General features: G+C 71.3%; 17 protein-coding genes and 1 pseudogene. 2 read left to right on the top strand and 16 right to left on the bottom strand.

What is annotated here, in order from left to right:
• Positions 1 to 2 precede the first annotated feature (2 nt).
• The 12 genes and pseudogenes from FNH09_RS02890 to FNH09_RS02835 all read right to left on the bottom strand — a co-directional run bounded on the left by FNH09_RS02890 (position 3) and on the right by FNH09_RS02835 (position 18,199).
• A complete protein-coding gene (locus FNH09_RS02890) occupies positions 3 to 1,277 on the bottom strand; it encodes an O-antigen ligase domain-containing protein (RefSeq protein WP_152884777.1) in 1,275 nt (424 codons plus the stop codon).
• Position 1,278: 1 nt separating this feature from the next.
• Positions 1,279 to 2,799: a right-handed parallel beta-helix repeat-containing protein gene (locus FNH09_RS02885; protein WP_152884775.1), complete on the bottom strand. Its 1,521-nt coding sequence runs from the start codon at positions 2,797 to 2,799 to the stop codon at positions 1,279 to 1,281.
• Positions 2,800 to 2,812: 13 nt separating this feature from the next.
• On the bottom strand, positions 2,813 to 4,783 hold the full coding sequence (locus FNH09_RS02880) for a heparinase II/III family protein (protein ID WP_152884772.1): 1,971 nt from the start codon (positions 4,781 to 4,783) through the stop codon (positions 2,813 to 2,815).
• The gene (locus FNH09_RS02875) at positions 4,780 to 6,978 is read right to left on the bottom strand and encodes a Gfo/Idh/MocA family oxidoreductase (protein ID WP_162468031.1); all 2,199 of its coding nucleotides are present in this window, start codon (positions 6,976 to 6,978) and stop codon (positions 4,780 to 4,782) included. The genes FNH09_RS02880 and FNH09_RS02875 overlap by 4 nt, the downstream gene beginning before the upstream one ends.
• A 25-nt stretch (positions 6,979 to 7,003) precedes the next feature.
• The gene (gene asnB / locus FNH09_RS02870; protein ID WP_152884770.1) at positions 7,004 to 8,938 is read right to left on the bottom strand and encodes an asparagine synthase (glutamine-hydrolyzing); all 1,935 of its coding nucleotides are present in this window, start codon (positions 8,936 to 8,938) and stop codon (positions 7,004 to 7,006) included.
• 3 nt (positions 8,939 to 8,941) lie between these two features.
• Positions 8,942 to 10,462 carry a Wzz/FepE/Etk N-terminal domain-containing protein gene (locus FNH09_RS02865; RefSeq protein WP_162468030.1) on the bottom strand — a complete coding sequence of 507 codons (1,521 nt, stop codon included), beginning with the start codon at positions 10,460 to 10,462 and terminating at the stop codon, positions 8,942 to 8,944.
• A complete protein-coding gene (locus FNH09_RS02860; RefSeq protein WP_152884768.1) occupies positions 10,459 to 11,823 on the bottom strand; it encodes a Wzz/FepE/Etk N-terminal domain-containing protein in 1,365 nt (454 codons plus the stop codon). Before FNH09_RS02860 ends, FNH09_RS02865 begins: the two co-directional genes overlap by 4 nt.
• Positions 11,820 to 13,087 (bottom strand): annotated as a pseudogene (locus tag FNH09_RS02855) (glycosyltransferase family 4 protein). The gene FNH09_RS02860 and the pseudogene FNH09_RS02855 overlap by 4 nt, the downstream one beginning before the upstream one ends.
• Entirely contained in the window at positions 13,077 to 14,396 is a 1,320-nt protein-coding gene (locus FNH09_RS02850; RefSeq protein WP_152884764.1) for a nucleotide sugar dehydrogenase, read from the bottom strand. Before FNH09_RS02850 ends, FNH09_RS02855 begins: the two are co-directional and overlap by 11 nt.
• A gap of 73 nt (positions 14,397 to 14,469) precedes the next feature.
• Positions 14,470 to 15,948 carry an exopolysaccharide biosynthesis polyprenyl glycosylphosphotransferase gene (locus FNH09_RS02845; protein ID WP_162468029.1) on the bottom strand — a complete coding sequence of 493 codons (1,479 nt, stop codon included), beginning with the start codon at positions 15,946 to 15,948 and terminating at the stop codon, positions 14,470 to 14,472.
• 709 nt (positions 15,949 to 16,657) lie between these two features.
• Entirely contained in the window at positions 16,658 to 17,530 is an 873-nt protein-coding gene (locus tag FNH09_RS02840) for a PhzF family phenazine biosynthesis protein (protein ID WP_152884752.1), read from the bottom strand.
• Between the two features lie 39 nt (positions 17,531 to 17,569).
• The gene (locus FNH09_RS02835; protein WP_202919575.1) at positions 17,570 to 18,199 is read right to left on the bottom strand and encodes a cutinase family protein; all 630 of its coding nucleotides are present in this window, start codon (positions 18,197 to 18,199) and stop codon (positions 17,570 to 17,572) included.
• A gap of 267 nt (positions 18,200 to 18,466) precedes the next feature.
• Here FNH09_RS02835 and FNH09_RS49715 point away from each other — a divergent pair, with 267 nt between their 5' ends.
• Complete coding sequence (locus FNH09_RS49715) at positions 18,467 to 20,077, top strand: LuxR C-terminal-related transcriptional regulator (RefSeq protein ID WP_162468028.1); 1,611 nt, start codon at positions 18,467 to 18,469, stop codon at positions 20,075 to 20,077.
• 10 nt (positions 20,078 to 20,087) lie between these two features.
• A complete protein-coding gene (locus FNH09_RS02825) occupies positions 20,088 to 20,549 on the top strand; it encodes a GNAT family N-acetyltransferase (protein WP_152884745.1) in 462 nt (153 codons plus the stop codon).
• Positions 20,550 to 20,594: 45 nt separating this feature from the next.
• Here the strand turns inward: FNH09_RS02825 and FNH09_RS02820 are convergent, their stop codons facing one another.
• The 4 genes from FNH09_RS02820 to FNH09_RS02805 all read right to left on the bottom strand — a co-directional run bounded on the left by FNH09_RS02820 (position 20,595) and on the right by FNH09_RS02805 (position 25,853).
• Complete coding sequence (locus FNH09_RS02820) at positions 20,595 to 21,587, bottom strand: phosphotransferase family protein (protein ID WP_152884743.1); 993 nt, start codon at positions 21,585 to 21,587, stop codon at positions 20,595 to 20,597.
• A 58-nt stretch (positions 21,588 to 21,645) separates the two neighbouring features.
• Entirely contained in the window at positions 21,646 to 22,488 is an 843-nt protein-coding gene (locus tag FNH09_RS02815) for a hypothetical protein (RefSeq protein WP_152884741.1), read from the bottom strand.
• A 24-nt stretch (positions 22,489 to 22,512) separates the two neighbouring features.
• Positions 22,513 to 24,102 carry a tannase/feruloyl esterase family alpha/beta hydrolase gene (locus FNH09_RS02810; protein WP_162468027.1) on the bottom strand — a complete coding sequence of 530 codons (1,590 nt, stop codon included), beginning with the start codon at positions 24,100 to 24,102 and terminating at the stop codon, positions 22,513 to 22,515.
• A gap of 491 nt (positions 24,103 to 24,593) precedes the next feature.
• Positions 24,594 to 25,853, bottom strand: a complete 1,260-nt coding sequence (locus FNH09_RS02805) for an esterase/lipase family protein (RefSeq protein WP_152884737.1) — start codon at positions 25,851 to 25,853, stop codon at positions 24,594 to 24,596.
• Positions 25,854 to 25,917 lie beyond the last annotated feature (64 nt).

Genomic DNA, 25,917 nt, shown 5'->3' with positions numbered 1-25,917 from the left:
GCTCAGCTCGCCTCCGATCTCTGGGCCCAGCGCGGAATGCGCCGGCGGGGGACTTCGGGCGTCGAGCGGGGGGTGACCCGGGCGGGCGTCGCCAGCAGCGAGGCGGCCACGGCCAGATGCAGCAGATACGGCGAGGCGTCGCCCAGCCCGGCCTCGGTGTACGACGCGATCGCGCAGTAGCTGATCAGGAAGATCGCGCAGGCCCTGGCCAGCGACGGCGGCCGCAGCAGCGCGACGCCGCCCAGCACCAGCAGGACCGCCGCCACCAGGACGACGCCGATCAGCCCCTGCTCGTTGTAGACGGCCAGCCAGCTGTTGTCGATCGGCAGCCCGTCGAACGACTTGTCGCCCAGGCCGGCGCCGAACAGGAACCGGGTGGTCGTGCGGGGCTCGATCAGCAGCGCGTGCCAGACCTTGGCCCGGCCGGTCAGGCTGGAGAAGTTCTCCTGGCTCTGTCCGCGCAGGAACCACGTCTGGAGCGCGGAGGCGAACCCCACCGCGGCCACCGTGCCGATCAGCGTCGCCCGGGTGAAGAACCGGCGGGCGGCGCCGCTGGTCAGGATGAGCGAGGCGATCGCCAGCGCGAGCCCGACGAGCAGGCCGAGCGTGGCCGTTCGGGTGTGTGTCAGGGCGAGCAGGACGAGCGACGGCACGATGACCACGGCCGCGCTGGTCCGGTCGGTCTGCCGGCCCAGCAGGAGCAGCACGGTGAGCCCGATGATCACCGCCGCGTACTGGCCGATCTGCGGCGGGGTGAGCGGCCACAGGGCGCCGACCAGCCGTCCGCCGTAGAGGTCGGGCAGGGCCGCGCCGGGTGAGGCGATCAGGCCGGCGGCCACCGTCCCGAGCACCGCCAGGTACATCCGGATGTGGTGCCGGACGAACGTCATGCCGCCGTCCCACCAGCGGGTGAGCAGCCACAGCGTGCCGACGAAGAGAGTCAGCCGGAAGCAGCGGAACAGGGCGCCGAACCCGGATTCCAGGTTCGCGCTGGAGATCACGCTCAGCATCAGCAGCAGGGTGAGCAGGAACACGAAGGCGCTGGGCCGGATGCGCAGCCGGGTGTTGACCGCGAGGGCCAGCGCGAACGCGGTGACCAGCGCGCCCATGGTGACCATCTGGATGAGGGAGCGGGGCAGCGGGACGATGGTCTTCGCTCCGGCGGAGCCGAGCGTGTTGAGGATCAGCAGTCCCCAGACGGTTCCGACGATCCTCGGCGTGCGGCCCACGGTCCCGGGCGTGAGGTCCGCGTTCTCCGGCGGGTGGTCAGCGCGCATCTCAACCTCCGTCCTGGGCGCGGAAGGTGCTGCCCGTGTCCTGCCGGTACGGCGTGGCCTGCCACTGCGCGGAGTCGAGGATCCGGCTCGGGTCGTGCACGACGAAGCTCCACGGTCCGACGTAGACGTTGTCGTGCCAGCGGTTGTGCTGCGTACGCGTGATCGCCTCGGCCACCCGCTCGCCCTGGTACGGCGACCAGTCCGGATAGGTGCCGTAGTTGGCCAGCACCGCCATGCGGTCGCACTTGACCGTGCAGTCGACGACCGACTTGTCCAGCACGAAGCGGTTGTCGTGGATGTCCACCCGCTGGGTCTTCCAGCGGCAGTCGGCGTACAGCGGCGCGGTGTCGATCCCCGGCTGTGCGCAGCGTTTCTTGTCCTTCACCAGCAACGTGCAGTCGCCGGAGGAGGTGTTGGCCGGGCTGTTGCAGAACCGGTCGGCGTTCTCCCACAGGGTGATCCCGGACCAGTTGTTCTCCAGCACGTTGCGATAGATGTCGATCTTGTCGGTGCGGGCGTGGACCCGTGGTTCGCCGCCGGACTCGGACAGATAGACGGTCGCGAACGGGAAGGTGTCGCCGCGATCGGCGTACTTGCGGCCCTCCACCCAGTTGTTGCGCCGGATCGTGTTTCCCCGGACGACCGCGTTGTAGCTGGTCTCGTAGATCAGCGCGGCACCGTCGTTGGCTTCGAGCACGTTGTCCTCGATGAGGAAGTCGTTGTTGTTGGTGTCCGCCCACAACCCGGTTCCGCGGTTGTCGTGCACCCAGTTGCCGCGTACGTCGGCGCCGTCGACGGCCCAGAACTTCACGCCCCCGGTGCAGCCGCAGCCGGACTGCTTGCGCTCCCAGTCGTCCGTGTTGTTGCCCGTGATCTCGTTGCCCTCCAGCACCAGGCCGCTGATCCGGCCGTCACCCTTGTACGCGTTCATGCCGTACTGGCCGTTGGCGCGCAGACAGCTGGCGCGCACCTGCTGGCGGGCACCGGCCATCAGCCCGGCGCCGGAGTTGTCCTGGATCGTCGCGTGCTCGATCACCCATCCGTCGGCCGAGTCGTGGTTGACCACACCCTCGTTCTGCGGGGCGACGAAACCCTGCACGGTCAGGTAGCGGATGGTGACGTCCGGAGCGGTGCCGGCGAACGCGTACTGGTTGGTCCTGCGGCCGTCGAGGACCGCGCCCGGCGCGCCGAGGTAGACGTCCCCCTTCTTGGGGACGACCTGGGCGAAGCGGTCCCGGTCGAGCCGGTGCTTGCCGGGCCTGAGCCAGAACGTGGTGTTCGGGGGGCTGCTCCTGGTCTTCGCGGCCAGGTCACCGGTGACCGCGGGGTCGACCGTCACCGCGCCCGCGGGCGCCGTCGCCGGCCCGGCCGCGGGCTTGGCGCACACCCGGGCCACGGCCGTGACCGGCGCGGTGGTCGGCTTCGGCAGCGCGTCCGGCGTGCTCTTGCAGCCGGTCGCCGTCGAAAGGGCCAGCGCCAGCAGTGCAGCCGGCAGCGCCCGGCGCCGCCAGTTGATCCCCAAGCGTCCTTCCCCCCTAGCCGTGGAACCTGAGTACGGTGGTGAACTGCCGCGTGCCGTCGGCGAAACCGGTGCCGAGCAGCGTCGTGGCGGGCTCTTTGCGCCCGAAGCCGGGGGAGTACCAGCCCAGCGGCGGTTCGCTCGCGCCGCGGTGTGCCTGCCAGCTCAGCTCCCCGGGCAGGTCGAGCTCCGCGGACCGGTCCTCGCCGTCCCGGGTCCAGGTGAGCCGGGCCCGGTTTCCCACCAGGTCCGCGGTGATGGCCGGGCCGAGGTGGAACGCCAGACGGACGGCGGCGGGGCGGTCGCCGCGGACCTCGTCGACCACCGTCAACTCCTGGCTCGCGGCGCTCAGTTCCACCTGGCGGCGGTGCACGGCCTGCTGGTAGCCGTCGTGCTCGGCGCACCAGCGGGCCGTCCCCCCGGCCGAGGCGCCGGACGGGTCCGCGGCCAGGACGCGGCTGCGGGCGTGCCGGGTCCACAGGAACGGGCCGCCGGAGGCCGACTGGTCGGCGCCGTCCAGCTCCAGGGTGTTGTGGCCGATCGTGGAGCGGAAGTACCGCCGCCACTCGGGCTGCCCGTGGTAGCAGTACGTCCCCGGGTCGGCGAGCACGTCGACCCCGTCGTGCCGGACCTCGACGGACAGCGCGTCCGCGTGGGCGTGCGCGGCGATCGACAGGAACCCGTGCGGGCCGCCGTCGCAGCGCGCCCAGATGTGCTCGGGACCGCGCAGGATGGTCATGCCCGCGTCGGAGAAATGCGCCGGCCGGCTCGCCGGGCGGGTCACCGCCGGTGCGCCGCCGTCCTTCGCGTACGGCCGCACGAGCGCGGCCAGCAGCGAGGTGCGCACATCGGTGCCGGTCACCTCCGGCCACCAGTCGAGCCGGCCGAACACGGCGTCCCCGGTGGCCAGCAGCGAGCCCCAGCGGTCGGTGCCCGCGCCGTCCACGACCAGCCCGTGCCCGTCGTCCGAGTCCCCCTGGCGCGGCGGCCGCAGCCGGTTGTCCACGACGGCCGCGAGCGCGTCCGTCATCCGCAGCAGCACCAGCCGGACCGTCGCCGGGACCGGTACACCCGCGGCATCCGCCTCGGCCAGCGCGGCCAGCCCGAGCTCCAGCACCAGTCCGTGGTACTCGGTGGCCAGCTCGCGGTTGAGGCCGGAGCCGAAGGTGTTGGCCTTCAGCTGCCGATCCAGCGACCGCAGCGCCTCGGCCCGCCAGCGCGCCGATTCGGGGAACCAGTCGAACGCGCAGGCCGCGGCGAACTGCCCGGCGGTCTCGGCGATGACGTGGTTGTTCGCCGACGATCCCCGGCTGGGGAAGGCGGCGAGCCAGCGCTGGTGGTGCCAGATCTGGCGCAGCGCCACCGGGTTGTCCTCGAACAGTGCGGTCACCCCCGGCCAGCCGTCGAGCAGCCGGCGGATCCACACCCAGGACAGCAGCCGGATGCCCAGCTCGATGCCGCTGGTCCAGTGCACCCCGCGCAGCGGTGCGTTGGCCGCCCACCACGACCGCAGATGCGCGGCCACCCGCTCGGCGTACCGCTCGTCCTCGGTGAGCGCGAAGGCGGCGGCGAGCACGGTGAGGTACTGGTGCCGGGACAGCTCCCAGATCTGCTTGATGTCGCCGACCGCTTCCTCGTCGCGGTACGGCACGTCGAAGGCGTAGCCCCAAGGAGCCCGGCGCCCGGTCTTCGGGTCGTACCACCAGTTCGGGTCGGCCAGGTCGTCGCGCGGCACGCCGAAGTACTCGACGTGCCCGTCCAGCAGCCGGTCCGCCTCGGCGACCAGCCGCTTCGCCGCGTCCGGCGGCACCGCGGCGATCGTTGCGGCGGGCAGCACCGCGATGAACCGGGCGCCGCTCACGCCCGGGGCGACCGGCCGCGCCGACCGCCAGCGCCGTCTTCGCACCGTGTCGCCGACCCGGCCGCCGACCTCCCGCGGTCCCATCCGGGACAGCCGCCGCAGGTACCAGCCCGCGCTCATGGTCATCGGGCGCCCGCCAACGTCACCGGCGCGCCGCCGGCCAGTCCGGCCTGCACGGCGAGGGTGGCCGCGGTGGTGGCGACCAGCGACTCCAGCGGCACCGGCATCGGGCCGCCGGTCCGCACGGCCTTGACGAACGCGGCCAGTTCGGCGGACTGGCCCTTGTCCCGGGCCTTGGGCAGCCGTGAACTGACCCACCGCTTACGGCCGGCCTTGCCGTCGAAGAACAGGGAGGCGCGGACGAAGTCGTCGAGCCGCAGCACCTTGCCGTCCGCGACCAGGTCCAGCGTCTCCTTGGGGAAGCCGGGTGCGCCGGTGGTGACGTAGCTGATGGTGGCGGTGGAGCCGTCCGGGTAGCGCAGTACGACCTGGAGGTCGTCGTTGCCGGGCGCGGCGACCGCGTACACCGAGACCGGATCGGCGTCCAGCAGCCAGCTCGCCGTGTCGATGAAGTGACCACCCTCGCCGGCGAACCGCGAGCCCTCGGTGCCCTGTTGGAGGTACCAGCTGCCGTGGTCCAGGCGGCCCGCGTTGACCAGGTAGCGCAGGTTCGCCGGACCGGTCCGGGCGCCGAAGCGCTTCTTGGCCTCCTGGAGCAGCGGCGCGAACCGGCGGTTGAAGCCCACCTGGAGCCGGTCGTTGCCGGACTCCTCCACCGTGGCGAGCACGCCCGCCAGTTCGTCCTCGGTGAGCGCCAACGGCTTCTCCACGAACACCGTCTTGCCGGCCAGCAGCGCCTTGCGGGTCAGGTCGGCGTGCGAGCTGTGCCGGGTGACCACGAACACCGCGTCGACGGACTTGTCGCCGAGCACGGCGTCGAGATCGGTGGTGGCCCGGGCGAAGCCGAACTTGCGCTGTGCGTTGGCCGCGGACAGCGCCGTCGTGGTGACGACCGTGGACAGCTCGACGCCGTCGCGCTGGGCCAGGTGCGGCAGCAGCATCGACGTGGCGTAGTTGCCCGCGCCGACGAACGCCAGGCGCACCGGCGACTTCACGGCCCGGGCCGCAGTGGGCACTTGGGCGCCGGACCGCTTCACGGCGGGCACGGTCACCTCGGGGGCCGCCGCCTCGGCCGTGTGCTCCGGGTAGCGGAACAGCACGGCCACGGCCTTCAGTTCGCCGTCCTTCAGACTCCGGTACGTCTCGACGGCGTCGTCGAAGTCGGCGACGTGGGAGACGAGCGGCTCCACGTCGACGCGGCCGCGGGCGACGAGGTCGAGGAAGCACGCCAGGTTGCGGCGCTCGGTCCAGCGCACATAGCCGATCGGGTAGTCCCGCCCCTCCAGTTCGTACGCCGGGTCGTAGCGCCCGGGGCCGTAACTGCGGGAGAACCGGACGTCGAGCTCCTTCTCGTAGTACGCGTTCCACGGCAGGTCGAGGCGGCACTTGCCGATGTCGACGACCCGGCCGCGGTCCCGGCTCAGCCGCGCGGCCAGCTCCACGGGCTGGTTGCTGGCGCCGCCCGCGGCCAGGTACACCTGGTCCACGCCATGACCGTCGGTGAGTTCGGCGACGGCCGCCTCGACGGCCGCGGAGGCGGGGTCGCCGCAGGTCGCCGCGCCGAGCCGCTCGGCGAGCTCGCAGCGCGCCGGGTCCGGGTCGACGCCCACGACGCGCACTCCCGAGGCGGTCAGCAGCTGCACCACCAGCTGGCCGATCAGCCCGAGGCCGATGACCAGCGCCACCTCGCCGAGCCGCGACTCGCCCTGACGGACGCCCTGCAACGCGATCGACCCGACGGTGCCGAAGGCCGCGTGCCGGGGCGCGAGGCCGTCCGGCACCGGGGCGTAGAGGTTCTTCGGCACCCAGTTCAACTCGGCGTGCAGCGCGTGCTCGTTGCCCGCGCAGGCCACCAGGTCGCCGACCTTCACGTCGTCGATCCCGGCGCCGACCTGCTCGACCACCCCGCACAGCGAGTAGCCCAGCGGGGTGTAGGAGTCCAGCTTGCCCATCACCTTGCGGTAGGTGGCGGGCACCCCGTTGGTGGCCACGCTCTGCACGACCTTGGCCACCTGGTCAGGCCGGGAGCGGGCCTTGCCCAGCATCGACATGCCGGCCTCGGACACCTTCATGAGCTCGGTGCCGGTGGAGATCAGCGAGAAGGCGGTCCGCACCAGCACACCGTCGGGCTTGCACCCGGGGACCGGCACGTCGAGCAGCGCGAGCTCGCCGCTCTTGTAGTTCTGTACGACCTGTTTCACCGAAGTCCTCTTGTCTCTACTGTCTCTACGCCGTCACGGGAGAGTCCTGGCCGGCCCTGGAGGTCGCGCCGCGATACCAGTACTCGAGGGTCAGCACATGCCACAGATGCTTGGAGAAGTCCCGCTGCCCGGAGGCGTCCTCGGCGACCATGCGCGCCAGCGCGTCCCGGCGCAGCAGCCCGGAGCGGACCAGCTCGCCGTCGTTGACCACCTCGCGCACCAGCGGCGCCAGATCCCGGCTCATCCAGGCCCGCAGCGGGGCGCTGAACAGGCCCTTGGGCCGGTAGACGATCTCCCGGGGCAGGATCGAGGTGGCCGCCTCCTTGAGGACGGCCTTGCCCTGCCGTTTGACGATCTTGCGGTCGCCGGGCACGGCGAACGCCGCCCTGACCACCTCGACGTCCACGTACGGCACCCGCACCTCGGTCGACGCGGCCATGCTCGACCGGTCGGTGTAGGTGAGGTTCAGGCCCGGCAGGAACATCCGGGCGTCGCCCAGGCACATGCGGTTGACGAAGTCGTCGAGGTCGTTGTCCTCGTAGACGTCCGCGTGCTCGGTCAGCACGTCCTCGACCGTCCCGGCCAGGTCCGGGTCGATCAGGGCGAGCAGCTCGTCCCGGTCGTACATGGTGTAGCTGCGCCGGAACGCCGTCTCCTCCGGCAGATCGGCGAAGGACAGGAACCGCTTCGCGAAGCGCACCGACCGGTAGCCGCGGCGGGCCGAGGCGACCGGCAGCCGGTCCACGGCCGCGGACAGACCGCGCCGCAGCGGCCGCGGGACGCGCTGGTAGCGCAGCGCGATCAGGTTGGCCAGGTGCTTGCGGTAGCCGGCGAACAGCTCGTCGGCGCCCATGCCCGAGAGCAGCACCTTGACCCCGGCTTCCCGGGCGGCCGAGCAGATCAGGAAGGTGTTGATCGCGGCGGGGTCGCCGATCGGCTCGTCGAGGTGGTGCGTCATCCGCGGCAGCAGGTCGAGCACGTCCGGGGCGATCTCGATCTCGTGCAGATCGACCCCGAACTTCTCGGCGACCTGCCGGGCGTAGCGCAGGTCGTCCGGCATCGCCTCGAACTTGGCGTCCTCGGCGCGGAACCCGATCGTGTAGGCGGAGATCCCGGGCCGGTCGCGGGCCGCCAGCGCGGTCAGATAGCTGGAGTCGAGACCGCCCGAGAGGAAGGTCGCCACGGGTACGTCGGAGAGCAGATGACGCCGGGTCGACTCCTCCACGACGGCCGCGATGTCCGGCAGTTCGCCGCTGAGGGCCCGCTCCCTGCCCTCGGCCGCGACCTCCCGCAGGTTCCAGTACCGGCCGCGCTCCACCCGGCCGTCGGGCCGGAACCGCATCCAGGTCCCCGGCGGCAGCTTTTCCGCCTCGCGGAACGCGCACCGTGAGTCCGGCACCCAGTAGTACAGCAGCGACGCCACCAGCGCCGCCTGGTCCACCTCCAGCGTGCCGCCGGTCACGGCGGCCAGCGCCTTGAGCTCGGAGGCGAACACCAGGCCCTGGCCGCGCCGCAGCAGGAACAACGGCTTGATGCCCAACTGGTCCCGGGCGAGCACGAGTTCACCGGTGCGCTCGTCGAAGATCCCGAACGCGAACATGCCCCGCAGCCGGGGCAGACAGTCCGTGCCCCAACGCCGCCAGGCCTCCAGCAGCACCTCGGTGTCGGAGGTGCCACGGAAGCGCACCCCGGCGGACTCCAACTCCGCCCGAAGCTCAGGGGCGTTGTACAGCTCGCCGTTGTACGTCAGGACGAGGCCGCCCGAACTCATCGGCTGGGCGCCGGTCTCGGACAGGTCGATGATGGCCAGCCGACGGTGCCCGAGGTGCACCTCGCCGTCACCGGCCGGGTGGCTGTAACGGCCCGCCCCGTCCGGACCGCGGTGGGCGAGGGTCTCGGTGAGCCGGTCGGCCACCGCCTTCCCGTCCGGCCATCGATAAGTGCCTGCGATGCCACACATGTACTACCGCGCCTCCTGGTCGCTGTCCGGGAACCGTGTCGCCCGCATCGGCAGTTGCTCGGCCCGCCATCGGTCTGTCCCGTTCTGCCGGGCCGCCCGCTCGCTCTGAGCGCGCGCCGCGGTGTGCGGCCCGTCCCACAGGGTGCCGTCGGTCCGGTCGCGTGGATCGGGGTCGATCAGCACCACACCGACCACCGCGATGCGCTGGTCCGCGAGCTGCCTGGCCACGGTGTGCAGCCATGCGGTGCTGCCGTGCCCGGCACGTACGACGAGCACGGTCCGGGTGCCGAGGTACCGCAGGTCGGTCCACGCCGTACCGGGAGCCACCGAGCCGACGCCGATCCTGCGGTCCTGGTGCGGCACGGCCGCGGCACTCTCGCCGCCGACCACGGTCACGTCTCCCGGCTTGCGGCGGCGCTTGGCCAGCTGCGGGCCGGGCAGCCCGTCGACGACGACCACCGGCCCGTCCGCCGTCAGCGCCCCGGCGAGGTCCAGGGCGAGCCCGCTCGTGCTGCGCGCACAGCCCAGTTCGAGCAGCGACACCGGTTCCGCGGAGCCGCGCGCGGTGCGCGCCAGTGATGTGACGAGCCGTTCGCGGGCCACCCGGACCCGTCGGCGCCGCCACGGCCGGACCGACCGGCGGGGCAGCTCCGTGATGACCGAGGCGCCGAGGTTCGACGCGATCTCCCGGCGCAGCACGGGGCGGTCCGCCACCACCGAGCCGACCGCGGCCAGCGCGAGCCCGAGGACCAGCCCGAGGACCAGCCCGATCCCGGCGTCGGTGGCAGCGGTCCTGGGCAGGGAGTGCGCCAGGACGCGCGGGTCGTCCACGATCTGCGTACCGGCGACGAGCTGGGGCGTGCCGATGCGCGCCTCCGAGGCACGCTGCGTGAAGTCGCTGATGCTCGAAGTGAGTTCGGCCCGGCGGGCGAACAGGGACTCCAGGTCCGACGCCGCCGTCGGCCCACTCCGCTGAGATCCGTCCCCGATCGCCTTGTTGACCTGCGCGAGTTCGTCCTGGAGTCGGTCACGCTGGTCGAGCAGGGCCTTGGACTCGGCGGTCGCGGCTTCCTGTATCCGCCGCACATGGTCCGCGACGAACGCTTGGGCCAGCGCCTTGGCGCGGGCCACCGCCTCCGCGTCGGTGTCACCGGTCACGGTGATCTGGAGCAGGTTGTTGGTCAGGCCGAGACCGACGTACTCCTGCATGAAGTCCTCGGGTTTTTCCGAGGACTTGAGGGTCCGCAGGGCCTGGTCGGCGATCCGCGTCGTCTGGAGCAGCGCGACATCGGTGCGGATCAGCGTGCCGGGGTCGTTCGGCTGGTCCTCCTGATGCGCGACCAGCACCTTGGTCACCGCGGTCGGCGGCGGCGGTTTCAGCACCGCCACCGACCCGCCCGCGAGCAGCCCCACCAGCCCCACGGAGCACCAGAAGCGGCGCCGCCTGCGCACCGCCACCACCAGCGCCTGCACATCCAGCAGCGGAGCGGCCGGCGACGACTCCGAACTCGTACTCGTCGTCACGCTGAACTTCCCTTCCCGTCGTGACCAACCGCGAGCACCGGCGTGGCGGTATGCCGAGGACGGTCGGCGGACCGCGTCGCAAGAGCCCGGACCGGGCCGGCGATGACGATGCCGACGACCTCGTGCCCGGCGTCCATGCACGCCTCGGCGAGGCCGGCGAGCTCCGCCGCCGTCCAGCTGCCCGCGCTGAGCACGACCAGGGCACCGGACTCGTCGCCACGGTCCGGCACCATCGGGTGGGACATCGGGACCTCCACCGGCCGAAGGAGCGGATCGCTCCCGGCCTCGGCGGCGAGCTGCCCGGCGGCCCGCAGAGCGATCTCGTCACCGTCCGGGACGACCACCAGCAGCTGCCGGGCGTCCGGCACCCGATCCCGCAGCCGGGCACACACCCGCCGGTAGCGGACCTGTCTGCTGGCCTCGTCGCCGGACGCCTGCGGGGCCGGGACGTCCCAGCGGACGTCGACGCCCAGCAGCCGGCGGATCCACCGCGGGCCACGGCCCCGCGGCCGGTGCGCGGGCCGTCCGCCCGGTACGTCGACGGTACCCAGCAGGGCCGAGCCCAGCGCCGCGGCGATCTCCGGCTGGGTGCGCGGCCGGCGGCTCATCCGGGCCGCGGTGAGATGACCGATGATCCCGAGCAGGAGGAACAGCAGTGCTCCGGCCACGACGAGCTGGATCCTGGTCGGCGGTGCCTCTCCGGTCGGCCGGGCCGCCGGTCCCATGACGACCATGTGGGCCTTGTTGCCGGCCGGGTCGGTCTGGTCCAGCTTGGTCATGGCCTCCTGAAGCGTGGTGCGCAGCTTCTCGAGCTCCGTGCGGGCCTGCACGCCCTCGACGGTGCGCCCCGGATCGGCCGAGTCGGCCAGCTCGGTGATGCGGCGGCTGGTCTGCGTCACCGTCTGCTGAAGCGCCTCGCGCTGCGCGGCCGCTTCGGGGTCGGTGTTGTCGTCCACCACACGCGCGGCGAAGGTCACGAACTGCTGGGCCACCTGGTCGGAGAGCTGCTGCGCGCGCTCCGGGGTGTCGGCCGTGCCCGAGATCTTGATGATGTTCCCGTCGGCGGTCTTGGCGCTCACCTGGTCCCGCAGCTCGCTGTTGCTGACCCCGCGCCAGTGGAGCGTGGCGGCCGCCTGGTCGACCACCGTCGAACTGGTCGCGATCTGCTCCTGGGTGAGCAGCTCGCGCTCCTCCCAGGCACCCGGCAGCAGTACCGACGCCGAGGTCGTGTAGCGCGGCGGAAAGAGCAAGGAGGTGCCGTACCCGACGAGCGCCCCCACCACGGCGAGAATGGTGAGAAGCCGCCAGCGCCGCCGGATGATCCGCCCGATCGTCACCAGGCGTATCGTGTCATCGTTCAACGGTGTGGTCTCCGCCCTGTGCACGGTTCGTCTCGCCGGCCGACGCCGGGGCGTCGTCACCGCAGGCGGCGGCGTAGGCGGCGAGTAGCGAAGCCTGCGAGTTGCGCCAGGACAGCGGTCCGCTGATCCGCTCCTGGCCGATCTTGCCCATCAGGGCCCGCCTTGCCGGATCGTCCAGCAGCAGCGCGATGAGCCGCGCGAACTCGGCCTCGTCGTTGGCGGGCGCGTAGACGGCGGCGTCACCGGCGGAGACGCGCGCCTCCCGGAGCTCGAAGGAGACGAGCGGCCGGCCCATCACCATGTACTCCAGGACCTTGTTCATGGTCGACACGTCGTTGAGCGGATTGTGCGGGTCGGGGGAGAGGCACACGTCCGCGGTGGACAGGTAGCGCACCAGATCGGCGTCCGGGATGCGCCCGGTGAACTGCACCAGCTCCGAGAGCCCGAGCTGCCGGGACAGCTCCACCATCGCGTCGAAGGTGTCGCCGCCGCCGACGAACACCGCGTGCCAGTCGCTCCGGCCGACCTCGTCGCGCAGCTTCGCCAGCGCCCGCAAGGCGTAGTCGACACCGTCCTGCGGGCCCATCACACCGAGGTAGCACAGCAGATGGGGCTTGCCGCGCTTCAGCTCCGGCTCCGGTGGTACGGGATGGAAGCGGTCGATGTCGGGCGCGCTGCGCACCACGAAGACGTCCTCCGGCCGTCGTCCGCCACGGCTCACCGCGACGTCCTTGTAGCTCTCGTTCGTGGCGATCACCACGTCCGCGGCCCGGTACGTCATCCGCTCCAGCGCGCACACCCCGCGATAGAGCAGGTCCTTGCCGCGGCCGAACCGGGAGAGGTACAGCTCGGGCACCAGGTCGTGCTGGTCGAAGACGAACCGCGCGCCGCGCCGCTTCAGCCACCGCGCGGGCAGGAACAGCAGGTCGGGCGGGTTACAGGCGTGGACCACGTCGACCGGACCGATCTTGCGGGCCAGCCGCAGCGTGTGCCACAGCGCCGATCCGTACTCCCGCAGATAGCCGGCCGGTCCTCCGGTGGCCGCGCGCAACGGGTAGCGGTGGATCCGCACCCCGTCGATCTCCGCGTAGACCTCCGTGTCCCGCTTGCTGCCCTGCGGGCAGATCACGTGCACCGTCCAGCCCGCGTCGCGCAGCGTGGCGCACTCCTGCCACACCCGCCGGTCGAACGGCACCGACAGGTTCTCCACCAGGATCAGCGCGCGCCGGTCATGCCGGTCGCCGCTGGTCTGTCTACCAAGCAAGGCCCATGTACCCCGGTTCGGCCCGGCGCGCTTCGGCGTCGGGGAGGCGGATGAGGTCGACTATCAGCGGTCCGTCGCCCCCGTGGGGGAGCGCGGACAGCACGGCCGGGTCCTTCGTCCCGACCAGGCACACCTCGGCGTGGTCGAGGACTTCCTCGACGGAGTCCGCGAGCAGCTGCGCGAGGTGCGGCAGCCGGTTCTCGATGTACTCGCGGTTGGCGCCGAGCAGTCGGGACAGGCTCACGTTGGCGTCGTGGATCCGCAGGTCGTAGCCCTTGCCGAAGAGCCGCTCCGCCAGCTCGACGAGCGGGCTCTCGCGCAGGTCGTCGGTGCCGGGCTTGAACGACAGCCCGAACAGGCCCACCTTGCGCCTGCCGGTGCGCTCGACCATCTCCACCGCACGCTGGAGATGGTCGGCGTTGGAGGGCAGCACATGGGACAGGATCGGCACCGAGATGTCCGCCCGCTGCGCCGCGTGGACCAGGCTGCGCAGGTCCTTGGGCAGGCAGGAGCCGCCGAAGGCGAAGCCGGGCCGCAGATAGGCGGGGCTGATGTTCAGCTTGCGGTCGGCGAGGAACACGTCCATCACCTGGTGCGAGTCCACCCCGAGCGCCTGGCACACCGCGCCCAGCTCGTTCGCGAAACCGATCTTGAGGCCATGGAAGGCGTTGTCCGCGTACTTGATCGCCTCGGCCGTCGGGATCGGCACCCGGAACACCTCGCCGGGCAGACCCTCGTACAGCGCCGCCACCACGTCGCCGCTCGCCGTGTCGAGCTCGCCGATGACGGTCTTGGGCGGGTCGAAGAAGTCCCGCACGCTGGTGCCCTCGCGCAGGAACTCCGGGTTGACCGCCACCCCGACGTCCACCCCGGCCGTACCGCCGACGGACTTCTCCAGGATCGGCACCAGCAGGTTCAGACAGGTGCCCGGGAGCATGGTGCTGCGGAACACCACGGTGTGCCGCCCGCCCCGCTCGGCCAGCGCGGCGCCGATCTGCTCGGTGACCCGCTCCAAGTACGTGGTGCACAGGCTGCCGTTGGGCTCCGAGGGCGTACCCACGCAGATCAGCGACACCTCGCTGCCCGCGATCGCCTCGCGGACGTCGGTGGTGGCGCGTAATGCCCCGCTGCGCACGACGTCGGCGACGAGTTCGCCGATCCCCTCCTCGACCACCGGGGCCTTGCCGTCGTTGACCAGGTCGACCTTCACCTGGTTGACGTCCACCCCGATGACCTCGTGGCCCTGGCCGGCCAGGCACGCGGCCGACACACAGCCCACGTAGCCGAGCCCGAAAACGCTGATCCTCATGTCCCGTTCCTCCCCCCGGGCAGGCCGCTCCGGCCTGCCGTCCGCGCCCCTGCCCGACGACGCTCAGCGCGCATCAGTAGGCCCCATGCCCGTACAGCACCGCACGGAGTGTCTTCCACAAGATCACCGTGTCCAGGGCGAGCGACCAGTCCTCCACGTACCGCAGGTCCAGCCGGACCGCCTCCTCCCACGAGAGGTCACTGCGTCCGCTGATCTGCCACAGGCCGGTGAGTCCGGGCTTGACCAGCAACCGCCGCCTGATGTCCGGGCCGTAGGCGGCGGACTCCTCCGGCAACGGCGGCCGCGGACCGACGAGCGACATCGATCCGGCGAGCACGTTGAACAGTTGCGGGAGCTCGTCGATCGAGTACCGGCGCAGCACCGTACCCACCCGGGTCACCCGGGGATCGCGGCGGAGCTTGAACAGCAGGCCGGCGCCCTCGTTGCGGTCGGCCAGCGCGGCACGCGCGGCGTCGGCGCCGACGACCATGGTGCGGAACTTGAGAATGGTGAACTCGCGGCCGTTCTTGCCGACCCGGCGCTGGCGGTAGAACGCCCCGCCCCGGCTGTCCACCAGCACGAGCAGACCGACGAACAGCATCAGCGGCGCGAACAGCAGGATCAGGATCGCCGCGCCCAGCCGGTCGACGATCATCTTGACCGTACGGCGGCCCCCGGTGAAGGTCGGCATGCTCACCCGCAGCAGCGGGATGCCGAGCACCGCGTCGATGTGCAGCCGTGGGCCGGCCACCTCCATCAGCACGGGGGCCACGACCATCTCGGCGTCGCTGCCTTCGAGGTTCCAGGCCAGCCGCTGCAACCGGTCCGGCGACCAGTGCGGGTCCGGGGTGACCGCGACGACACGGTAGCCGTCACGGTGGACATGGTTCGCGACATCCGTCAGCCGGCCGACGACCGGCACCCCGTCCACCAGGTCACCGTCGGGTCCGAGACCGTCCGTGGTGCACACCGCCTCCACCCGCCAGCCGAGGTGCGGGAACTTGCGGGTCCGGGTGATCAGGTCCCGCACGGTGGCCGGGCTCCCGGCGGCGAGCACCGGTCTCAGGCATCTGCCTTCCTTGCGCTGCTTGTGCAGCCAGATACGCAGCAGATACCGAGTGATCATGGTGACGAACGCGATCGCGGGGATCGCGACGAAGATCCAGAGTTTGATGTTGCGCGAGGTGAGGGCGATCCCGCCGAGCGCCAGTACGACGGTCGCCGCGAACAGCGAGCGTCCGAGCCGGCGGAACTCCTCGGCACCCTGCCCGAGCACGGCCGGAGCCCACGACCGGCTCACGGCGAGCGTCCCCAGCACCAGTAACTCGGTGCCGAAAGCGAGAATCCCCCACTTCTCATGCCAGTTGGCCGCGTCCCGGGCCCCGAAGAAGTTGCCTATCGCCGCCACCACGAAGGCGGTGGCCACCATGTCGCTGGTGATCACGGTACGGCGGTACCGCTGTTCCCAATCGGTCGCCGGTTGGTCGATCGTCCCGGTCGTCAGACGCCCGTGTTCAGACGGAAACGGGCGTACCAGTCCCCCTTGCCGCACAGAACCCCCCAGGTTCCAGTGGGTCGACGTGTTCGCCTAGCACTGTTCCTCTCTGTGGGAGGCCCCCGCCTCCCGTGCCGCGCTGTTCCTCCCCGCGGAAGACCCCGCCCCCCGCGCATGACATTTCGGCTACTGCAGAGCTATGTGAACAACCCACCCTGGCGACAGCGCACTTGCGCGTCCTGCCAGGCACTCGAGGCACATGGAAGTCCGTCGAAGACCTTGGTGCTCCCCATGACCAAGGCTCCCCCCGGACCCCAAGAACCGATCACCCCCACGTCTGGCGCCGGTGACGAAACCGCTCTCTATCCGTAACGCCGGACCTATGGACCATTGTTGGTCGCCTCACCTTCGAACAGGTGAAGCACGGTCAATCTAGACCATCGGGGCCAGTCTGAAGAGAGGGATGTGTGGAATTTGTGCTCAAGATTTTGGGCCGGATCCGTCGATCGATGACCGTATACGGGTGCTTTGCGCCAACGCCTGCTTTGACGGCCGACCCGGCGCCCGGCCGCGGCGTCGACGCGGCAGCGAGCGGTGAGCCCCGGCGGGGCTTGTGCGGCGGCTGGTTCGCCGGGACCTGCCCCTGAAATGTGTCCGGGGCGTGGCACCGACGGTGCCACGCCCCGTGATCGAGAACAAGCCGGACCTGCCGACGGGCCAACTGCCGAGGCCCGCAAGGTCGGTTTGGCCGGAATGGCCCGGTCGGCTAGCCGATGCGCGTTCCCGCGCCGCTGACGCGGACCCGGGGGTCGCCCGCGCGCAGCGTCACCGTGAGCTCGCCCGGGCGGCCCAGGTCCGCGCCCTGGTACAGGGTGAGGACGGCGTCCTCGGGGGCGAGGCCGAGCTCACGGACGTACGCACCGAACGCGGCCGCCGCGGCGCCTGTCGCCGGGTCCTCGACGACACCGCCGACGGGGAACGGGTCCCGTACATGGAAGACGGTGGCCGACTCCCGCCAGACCAACTGGACCGTGGTCAGGTCCAGACGGTGCATCAGGGCTTCGAGGCGCGCGAAGTCGTAGGCCAGATCGGCCAGTCGGGCGCGCGTCGCGGCCGCGAGAACGAGATGGCGGGCACCCGCGAACGCGATGCGGGGCGGGAAGGCTGGGTCGAGATCGGCGGCCGGCCAGTCGAGCGCGGCGAGCGCCTCGTCGAGGTCGGCCTCGGCGATGTCCTCGATGTGCGGCTCGACGCTGGTGAGCGTGGCCCGGAGCGCACCGCCCTCCCGGGTCACCTCCACCGGCACGGTTCCGGCCCGCGTCGTGAACACCAGCTCGCCGGGCCCGGTCTGCTCGGCGAGCGCGATGGCGGACGCGACGGTGGCATGCCCGCAGAACGGCACCTCGGCCTTCGGGCTGAAGTAACGGATGTCGTACGCCCGCCCCTCCCGGCCGTCGGCGCCATCGGCGGCCGGGGTGAGGAACGCGGACTCCGAGTATCCGAGGTCGGCGGCGATGGCCAGCATGTCGCTGTCGTCCAGGGCGGTGGCGTCCAGGACGACACCCGCGGGGTTCCCGCCCTCGGGGTCGCTGGAGAAGGCGGTGTAGCGCAGGACTTCGGGCCGCGGCGGGTTCGTCATGATCGTGACGATACCGGGCGCCGCTTTCGTTCGTACCGCTCAGCCCCGGCCGATCCGCTCGACGGCGAACCGGGCGCCCTGCTCGACACTTCCGTTGACGTGATAGGTCAGGTGCGCGGCGCCGTTGCGGCCGTTGCCGCAGACCGGGTCGCCGGTGTTGCAGAACTCCTTGGCCTTGGGGCCGAACACATCGCCGGCCGAGGCGATCGTGCGGCCCGACAGCCGCAGGGGATTGCCGAAGACGACGACCGCCTTGACGCGCCCGGCGAGCTTCGCGGGGATGGTGCGGCCGGTGCCCAGCCGGGTGGGTATCCCCAGGGCGATGTCGGTGACACTGCCGCCCTGGGAGTAACCGCCCAGCACGAAGGACGTGCCGGCGCAGTTGGCCGCGGTGGACACGACGCGGTCGGTCATGTCGGTGGCGCCGGGTCCGGCACTCGTCTGCGAGAAGTTCGCCGCATAGTCGACGGCGTACGACGACACGTTCTTCCCCGGCAGGGCACTCTTGATGTCCTTCACGAGCGGGGTCCCCGTGATGCCGAGACCCGGGGCTTCCCCGGTGCCGCGGGCGAAGACGACCTCGACATCGGGGCACGGGGCCGCGGACGCGAGGGAGGGCAGCAGCGACAGGCCGGCCGCGCTGAGCGCGCCGACGCCTGCGAGGGACACGAGAGTGAGACGACGCCGTGACGCATGACGGGACATGGGGGGTTCCTCTTTCTCGAGCGGTGGTACCAGCGCCCGGGACGGGATCCGTTCGCCGAGCGCAACAGCACCGTAGGAAGCGCCGCGCCCCGCACGTATCGGTGGAATCACCAGTCGACCACCGGCGCAACCCTGTTGGATGGGCAGTCGGCAATGCCGTGGAACCGGGCCCGCGCCGGTAGGCCGCTCGCTGCCATCGGCACAGAAAGACCACAGAGAACGGTGGTGCGCGTGGGGCATGAGGCAACCGGCACGGATCCCGACCTGCGGGACGCTCCCCCCACGCGAGGCGAGCAACTGCCGCCCACGCACGCGGAGATGACGCTCGGCATCCGGCTGTTGCGCGACGGTCCCGTCTCCGACGCCCACCACCTCCTGCTTCTCGCCGCGCGCACCCTGCGGACGACCGACCTGGCCCGCTCGCGCGAGGCGGCCGTCCACGCCTGCCTGGCAGCCTGGTCGGCCGGCGACCGCGACGGCTACCTCACCCCGCTCGACGCGCTGTGCCCATCGGCCGCTCCCACCGACGGCGAACCTCCCGCAGCTGACGGCGACGATCCGCTCGACGCCTTCTGGCGCGCCTACCGCGACGGCATGCACAGCGTCCTGCACGGCGACTTCGAACGCGCCAACGCGCTGCTCGGCCCCATCCTGAACATACTGAGGGCGCAGCAGCAGACCTCGCGGCTGCTGTCCGCGGGCACGATCGCGCTCATGCTGGGCGACCTCGCGGCGGCCCGGCAGGTCCTCGGCCTCGCGCTGGCCACCGCCCGCTGCGAGGCGACGCCGACGTTCCTTCCGCGCGTCCTGGAACACCTCGCCTACGCGGAACTGCGGGAGGGCAGATACCACCAGGCCCGCGTGCACGCGCAGGCAGGTCTGGAGGCGGCAGGCGAGCACCCGCAACGCAATGTGACGGCCGGTCTGTCCGCGGTCCTCGCCCTGGCCGCCTCCGTCGCGGGCGACCCGGACGAGGTCGCCACCCACGCGCAGTCGGCCCTGCACATCGCCCACGCCCACGGGCTCGGCCAGACGAGAACGCTCGCCGAGTGGGCCCGGGCCCGGGCCGACCTGGGCCACGGCAACGCCGAACACGCCGCCGCACGACTGGCCCCGCTCGTCCACGAGGGGCCGCGACAGGGCCATTTCGGTCTGTGGATGATGGTGGTCCCCTGCTACATCGAGGCCACGGTCCTGGCCGGCCACGACGCGGACCTGGAGCACCTGATCGACCAGTACGCCCGGTGGGCCTCGCGCGGCGCGGACCCCCAGGCCCCGGCGGTCGTACTGCGCTGCCGCGCCCTGGTGGCGAACGACGAACACAGCGAGGACCTCTTCACCGCGGCCCTGGCCCGGCACGAGAAGGTCGACAGCCCCTACGAGCACGCCCGCACCCATCTCGCGTACGGCATGTGGCTGCGCCGCCGACGCCGATTCGTGGAAGCGCGCGCCCAGTTGCGCAGTGCCGTCATGGGGTTCGACCAATGCGGTGCCGACGTATGGACGAAGCAGGCCGATGCCGAACTCCGAGCGGCCGGCGAGACCCCCACCGCCGTGCCCACCGCCCCCTCCGGGACGGGACCGCCGGCGCAGCTCACCCCGCAGCAGCAGCGCATCGCCCACTTGGTGGCCCAGGGCGCCACCAACCGTGAAGTGGCACGTCAGCTGTCGATCAGCACCCGTACGGTCGAGTACCACCTGCGCAACATCTTCACCCACCTCGGAGTGCGCTCCCGAGTTGCCCTCACCCGCCGCCTCGAACCAGAACTCCCCTTGCCCGCACCGGCGGACAGCACCGGGCGGGACCGAATCGAGATGCGGCCCGTCCGCCCGGCCCCCTAACCTCGGGGCCATGACCGACGACCGTGCCTTCGTGCCCGAGGACTTCGTCGTCCCCGCGGACCTGACCACCCCGCGGTTCCGGCTGGAGCCGCTGGACCCCCGTCACAACGCCGCCGACCACGCGGCCTGGACCGGCAGCATCGACCACATCCGGGCGACCCCGGGCTTCCGCGACTGGGGCTGGCCGCCTGTGGACGGGATGTCCCTGGAGGCCAACCTCGCCGACCTGCGACGTCACGCGGACGACTTCGCCCGGCGCCGCGGGTTCACCTACACCGTCATCGAACCGGCCGGTGGCGAGGTGATCGGCTGCGTCTACATCTATCCCTCCCGCAGCGACGACCACGACACCGACGTCCGCTCCTGGGTCCGCGCCGACAAGGCCGAGCTGGACGCGCCCCTGTACGCGGCCGTCACGACCTGGCTGACCACGAACTGGCCCCTCGGAAGGCTCAATTACCAGCCCCGCTGACCACCGTGCGGCCCCGCGGCGGTCAGCCGAGCCGGCCGTCCGGGGCTAGATCGACGGCAGGAGCGCCAGCGCCTCCGTCGCGTTGTGGTCCGCGATCCCCTGCATGAGCGCCCGGTCGGGGAAGTCGCCGTCGAGGAGACGCAGGGGGCCGGCCACCAGCGACAGACGCATCGCGAGCCGGTAGAGGTCGAGCCGCCGTGGATCGAGACCGGGCCGGGCCAGCGCGGTGTAGCGCTCGCCGAAGCGGAGCTGGAGGAAGACGTGCTCCCATTCGACGTCGAAGTACATCAGGCCCTCGATGTCGATCAGGACGGGGTACCCGTCGGCGTCGACCAGGACGTGGTCGGGGCCGAGTTCGCCGTGGATCAGTCCGAATTCCGTGCGTGGGCCCACCCGGTCGGCCAGTTCGTACAGACGGTCGCGCAGCGCGGCGGCGGCTGCCGTGATGCGGGCATCGCGCCCGGCCGCCTCCGCCAGGTCCCGCAGGGCGCGGTCGAGGACCCGCTGTTCGCAGGTGACCTCGGAGACGGAGCCGTCGCGCTCCGGCAAGTCCAACCTGCCGTAGCGCACGTCCTGGTGACGATGCATCACCTCCAGCATCCCGGCGAGGTCGCCCAGCGCTTGCGAGGCGCGCGCGGGATCGGTCGCGAAGAGTGCTTCGAGCGTGCCGCCGGCGACGTCCTCGACCACGGCGACGTCCGCCGGACGACGGCGTCGGCTGTCATCGGCCAGGAGCAGCCGCGGAACCCGGACCCCGAGGCGCTCCAAGGTTCGCTGCGCGGTCAGGAAGGGGACCAGCCCGGAGGCCGGCGCGAACGGGTCCGCAGGGTCCTCCTCGCGCGCTCCCGGCCAGTAGTTCTCCGCCTCGGCCCAGCTGTAGACGATCACGCCGGCCGTGCGGACGCCATCGAGGTGGACCCGGTACACGCCCTTCTTGCTTCCCCCGCGCAACCGGTCCACCGCGACGACGCGGCATCCCGCGCCCAGCGCGTCCCGTACCAGTCCCGACAGGTCCTCGATGTCCGCGAATTGCCGCATCCGCAGAACCTAATGAAGCCGGTGCCGAGCGTGCCACCGGATACCTCCGCTGCCCCACCTAGAACGGCAGCGACAGCAGCTCGATCACCCAGAGGACCGCCGGGATGCCGCAGGCAACGCCCCAGAAGCCGGTGAGCATGAAGGCGGCCAAGGCGATTCCCAGCCAGGCCGCGCGGGTCGGCGCCAGGACGCGTGAGGGGTCCTCGGGGTCGTAGCGAATCTCGTCCCGGCGTCCGCGCAGGGCAGGGCGTGCCGTGACCTCCCGGCCGTCGAGAGTGCGGAAGTGGACGAGGTAGCTGATGCCCTCGCTCGCGTGGTCGAACTCGAACCTCGCCCGTACGGTGACGCCCCGCCGCCATAGCACCCACCGTGTGTCCAGCTCGGCCATGCCCACCCACGTGCGCAGCAACACCACGCTCAGCGGCAGCAACAGCCAGGCGAGGAACCCCAGAAGGCGGTCCACCGGAAGTCCCACGAACACCGCAAGCCCCAGGACCACGTACGCGAGAGCACGCCGCCACCACGGACTGCCGTGCCGCAGCCGATCACGCAGGCCGGCTGCCACACGCAGGGGCCACAGCCGTGCCGACCGCCGGTGTACCGGCGGTCGCACCCCCGACGCGCCCGTGTCACCGATGATCGCCTCGATCTCGGCACCGAGCGCGGCGACCACCGCTTCACTGCGATACCGGACCCGTATCACCTCGTCGAGTCGCGCGTCCTCGAAGAGGACCACCTCCAGGGACTTCCCCGCGACCTCGACCCGCCGGATCCGCGCCCCCGGAACAGTGACGGTCGTACGTCCCCGTCTCCGGTGCAGCGCACCCCGCTCCACCCACAGCCGGGTACGGCCATGGGCAAGAACGACGCCTGTCCCCGAGTCGCTGATCGATTCCCCCATGGCGGCAGAGCCTAGGCCCTGTCGTCAAGGGCGGTCCTCGGCGGTGAGCGACTGCGTGACGAGGTCGGCGGGGACGCGTGTCCGCGTGCGGCACGAGGCGTTCGCACCTGGGGCGGTGGCGACGTCGGGGTACGCACAGATCGTGCGCTGGGTGCCGGTTCCCCGGTCCTTCTGGTCGAAGGACTCGGGAGCCTTGCCGCGCTCGGTCCAGGCCAGCAACGCATCGAGCAGTTGCGACTGCGCCGAGGCGGTACCGGTGAGCGTCGGGTCGCCGTGTCCGACGCCGGGGAAGTAGAAGGTGCGGACGAAGGAGCGGGTGCCCTGGAGGCCGTAGCGGTCGAACAGGCGTTGCTGGTAGTTGTAGGAGCCGAAGGGCACGATCAGGGGGTCGTTCGTCCCCAGGTAGTAGATGATCTTCCCTTTGCCGTGCCGGACCTTCGAGAGGTTCGTGCTGTCGGTCGCGGCGGTCTGCTCGAACTTGCGGTACGAGGCTTCGAAGGCCTGGGGGAAGTTCTTGATCGTCAGGTTGGTGCGCCAGTCGTAGTTCGCGTCCTGGGCGAGCCAGTAGCGGACATAGGTCTCGATCATGGGGCTCATGCCGTTGCCGTCGGGCAGCAAGGTGGAGAAGCTGGTGCCCCGGGTGATACCGCCCCACAAACGGTCACCATCGGCGTCCCGTGGTCCGTCCCAGATCAGGTTGACGGCCTCGGCTTCCTTCGCGGTGAGTCCCTTGACGTCGGTCGCGTCGAACGAGCAGCGGCGGGGTTCGGCGATGACTCCGTCGGTGACGCCGTCCTGGCTGTCGCACGCGGCGACGGCGGCGGCATTCGCCGCATCGCTCTTGGCGGGTGACAGGCCGTCGCGACCGAGGAGTTCGTTGACGACCACGGCCGGCCATGCCTCGCCGATGATGAACCGGTTCCAGTTCATCGCCGGATAGCCGAGGAGAAAGCCGTCGTAGCGGTCGCCGTACTTCTGGGCCATCTGCCAGCCCTGTCGGCCCCCGGTCGATCCGCCGACCCAGTAGTTCCGCTGCGCGGCCGTGCCGTAGTAGGTCTTGGCCAGCGCCAGGGTCCAGACCGTCTGCTCGTGGATGCTGCGGTCGATGAAGTCGTCGACCTGGGAGGTGTTGAGCTTGCCGGCGGGGCTCAGGACGAAGCCTCCACCAGCCAGTCCGCAGTCCGGCTGCGCGTTCGCCAGGCCGGTCCTCGGGTCGGTCGCGTTGCACCAGTCGGCGTTGTGGCCGGTGTCGGTGAGCGAACCGACCTCACCGCGTTGGATCGGCAGGCTGAAGTCACTCCAGTAGGAGCCGGCGTAGCCGGCCCCGCCCAGGTTCAGCACGCGGCCGTTCCAGGCCCCGGTGAAGGTTCCGCCGCTTCCCGCGTCAGCGGTGCTCAAGGGAAGCGCGACGCGGACGTTGATGGACCGGGTCGGCACAAGGTCGGCCTGGCAGTAGGCCGGCATGGCCCCCGAAGCGGGAACGATCTTGGAGGTGACGGTCTTGACGTGGGAGCTGGAGAGCACCTTCCGAGCGAGTTCGGCGCAGCCCAGGCTGTGTTGCTGTGCCCTGGGCAGGGCCGTGGCCGGCTGCATCGCGAGTGCGGCGGCGGTCACAAGGGCCGTGGCTCCTACGACGAGGCGCAGGCGGCGGTGCCGAGAGCCGAACCGTCCGGGCCCCTGAGGTGCTCGCGTATCAGGTGTGTTCATCACAACCTTCCTGACGATGGAATGCTCCACGAGTGGTCATTCCAGTGCCATGGCCGGTTGCAGGGAAGTTCGTGTTCCGTTCTGCGGTACGGAAAAGCGGCGCGGGACGAGCAGACCGTGTCCACCGCGAGGACCGCCGGTGCGCCCGCGCACTCGACACCGGCAAAGCAGAAACGGATCCTCCCGGCCCATCCCCTTCATCTTCGCCGAGATCGGAGCAGGCCGCGCGGGCGGGGGAGAGACGCGGAGCCGCTCCTGGTGGATGCGGGAGACGAGGAAGGCCTCGTGCAGGGTCCTCATCGCGGCCGCGGTCGCCATCACGTCCGTCTTCGGGGCGGTGAGGCCGAGGGGTGGGCGGGCTGTCGGTTGTAGGCCCGCCCACCCCGGTCACCCGGGGGTCAGCCGCAGGCGACGATCTCGTTGACGATCCATGCCCCGAGTTCCTCGGTCATGGAGGTGTGTCCCTCGTTGCGGCCGGCGCACATCATGGCGTCGAGCGCGCTGTGCTCGGGGCTGATCGGGCGGTGGAGCGCCTGCTGGTCGCCGATGTCACCGGCGTCGACGGCGCTGATGCTGGGGATGAAGCAGGACGTGCTGATCACGCCCGGGTCCAGGGTGTTGCCGAGCAGCGTCATGAGGGCCGCGGCCAGGCCGAAGCTGCCGGTGTCGCCCGCGGGGGACGGCACGGTGAACAGGCCTCCGGGAGCGCCGTCGATCTCGGGCAGCCCGCTGGTGCGGACCGATGTCGGCGCGTCGTCCGTCTTCTCCAGCCGCGCGACGACCTGGTCGCCCTGTGCCTGGGTCTTGAGCCAGGTGTCGTGCAGCGTGCCGCCGTCGCACCGCACCGCCGTCGCGGCGGGCTTCACGCCGTTGCCCTTGCCGGTGGCCACGCCGTTGGCGACACCGATCTTGCGGACGTTGCGCGGCCATCCGCCGAGCTCGTCGAGCTTCTTGAGGAACGCCACACGCTCGGGTGCCTGCGTCGGGGTGGCGCCGACCTTCTCGATGTGCCAGCGCGCCATCTGTCGTGCGGCGGGGCTGTTGAGCAGCCCGGAGAGCTGGCGCAGGAGGGGGCCCACGCCGGGGGAGTCCCCCCACTTGTCCGTCGAGTAGTGCGTGAAGGCCTGGAGGGCGATGGGGAACCAGGCACCCTGATGGGGGGTGTCGTAGGAGAAGTACAGGGACGTCTCGTGGTCGGGCATCGAGGGGTCCTGCTCCATCCTGGCCAGCGCGTAGCGGGTGACCAGTCCGCCCATGCTGAATCCGCCCACGGCCAGCTTCGCCCGGCCCACGCGCTCGGCGAGGGCCCGGCGGATACAGTCGATGACGGCGTCGGCGTTGTTCGTGATCGACGCCGTGCGGTCGGTGTAGCCGAGAATGATCACGTCTCGGCCGGTCGCGTGGAGTTCGGAGATGAAGCGGTACTCGCCGTTCTCCTCCAGGCCGTGCCAGAGCTGGTCGAGGTCGCTCGACCCGCCGGAGAAGCCGTCGGAGAGGATGACGGGCCTGACGAGCTGCCTGCGGTTCAGCGGGCTGTAATACACCCAGGCCGTTCCGCCGGCGAGGGTCCATTCTTCGTGCGGTTCGGGTGCGGGGGGAAACGAGGAGCGGGCCATGGGGGAGACCTGACCCCAGACGTCGACGACAGGGATCGACATGTTCGGTTGACTCCTTGCGTCTGTCGCGGACCGACCGGAATGCCCGGTCCCGTCCGCGTGGCGC

The organism is Streptomyces adustus, from assembly GCF_009377175.1.
GTDB classification, from domain to species: Bacteria; Actinomycetota; Actinomycetes; order Streptomycetales; family Streptomycetaceae; genus Streptomyces; species Streptomyces adustus.
Note: the sequence above shows the minus strand (reverse complement) of the source record. Positions and strands in the feature narration are given on the sequence as shown.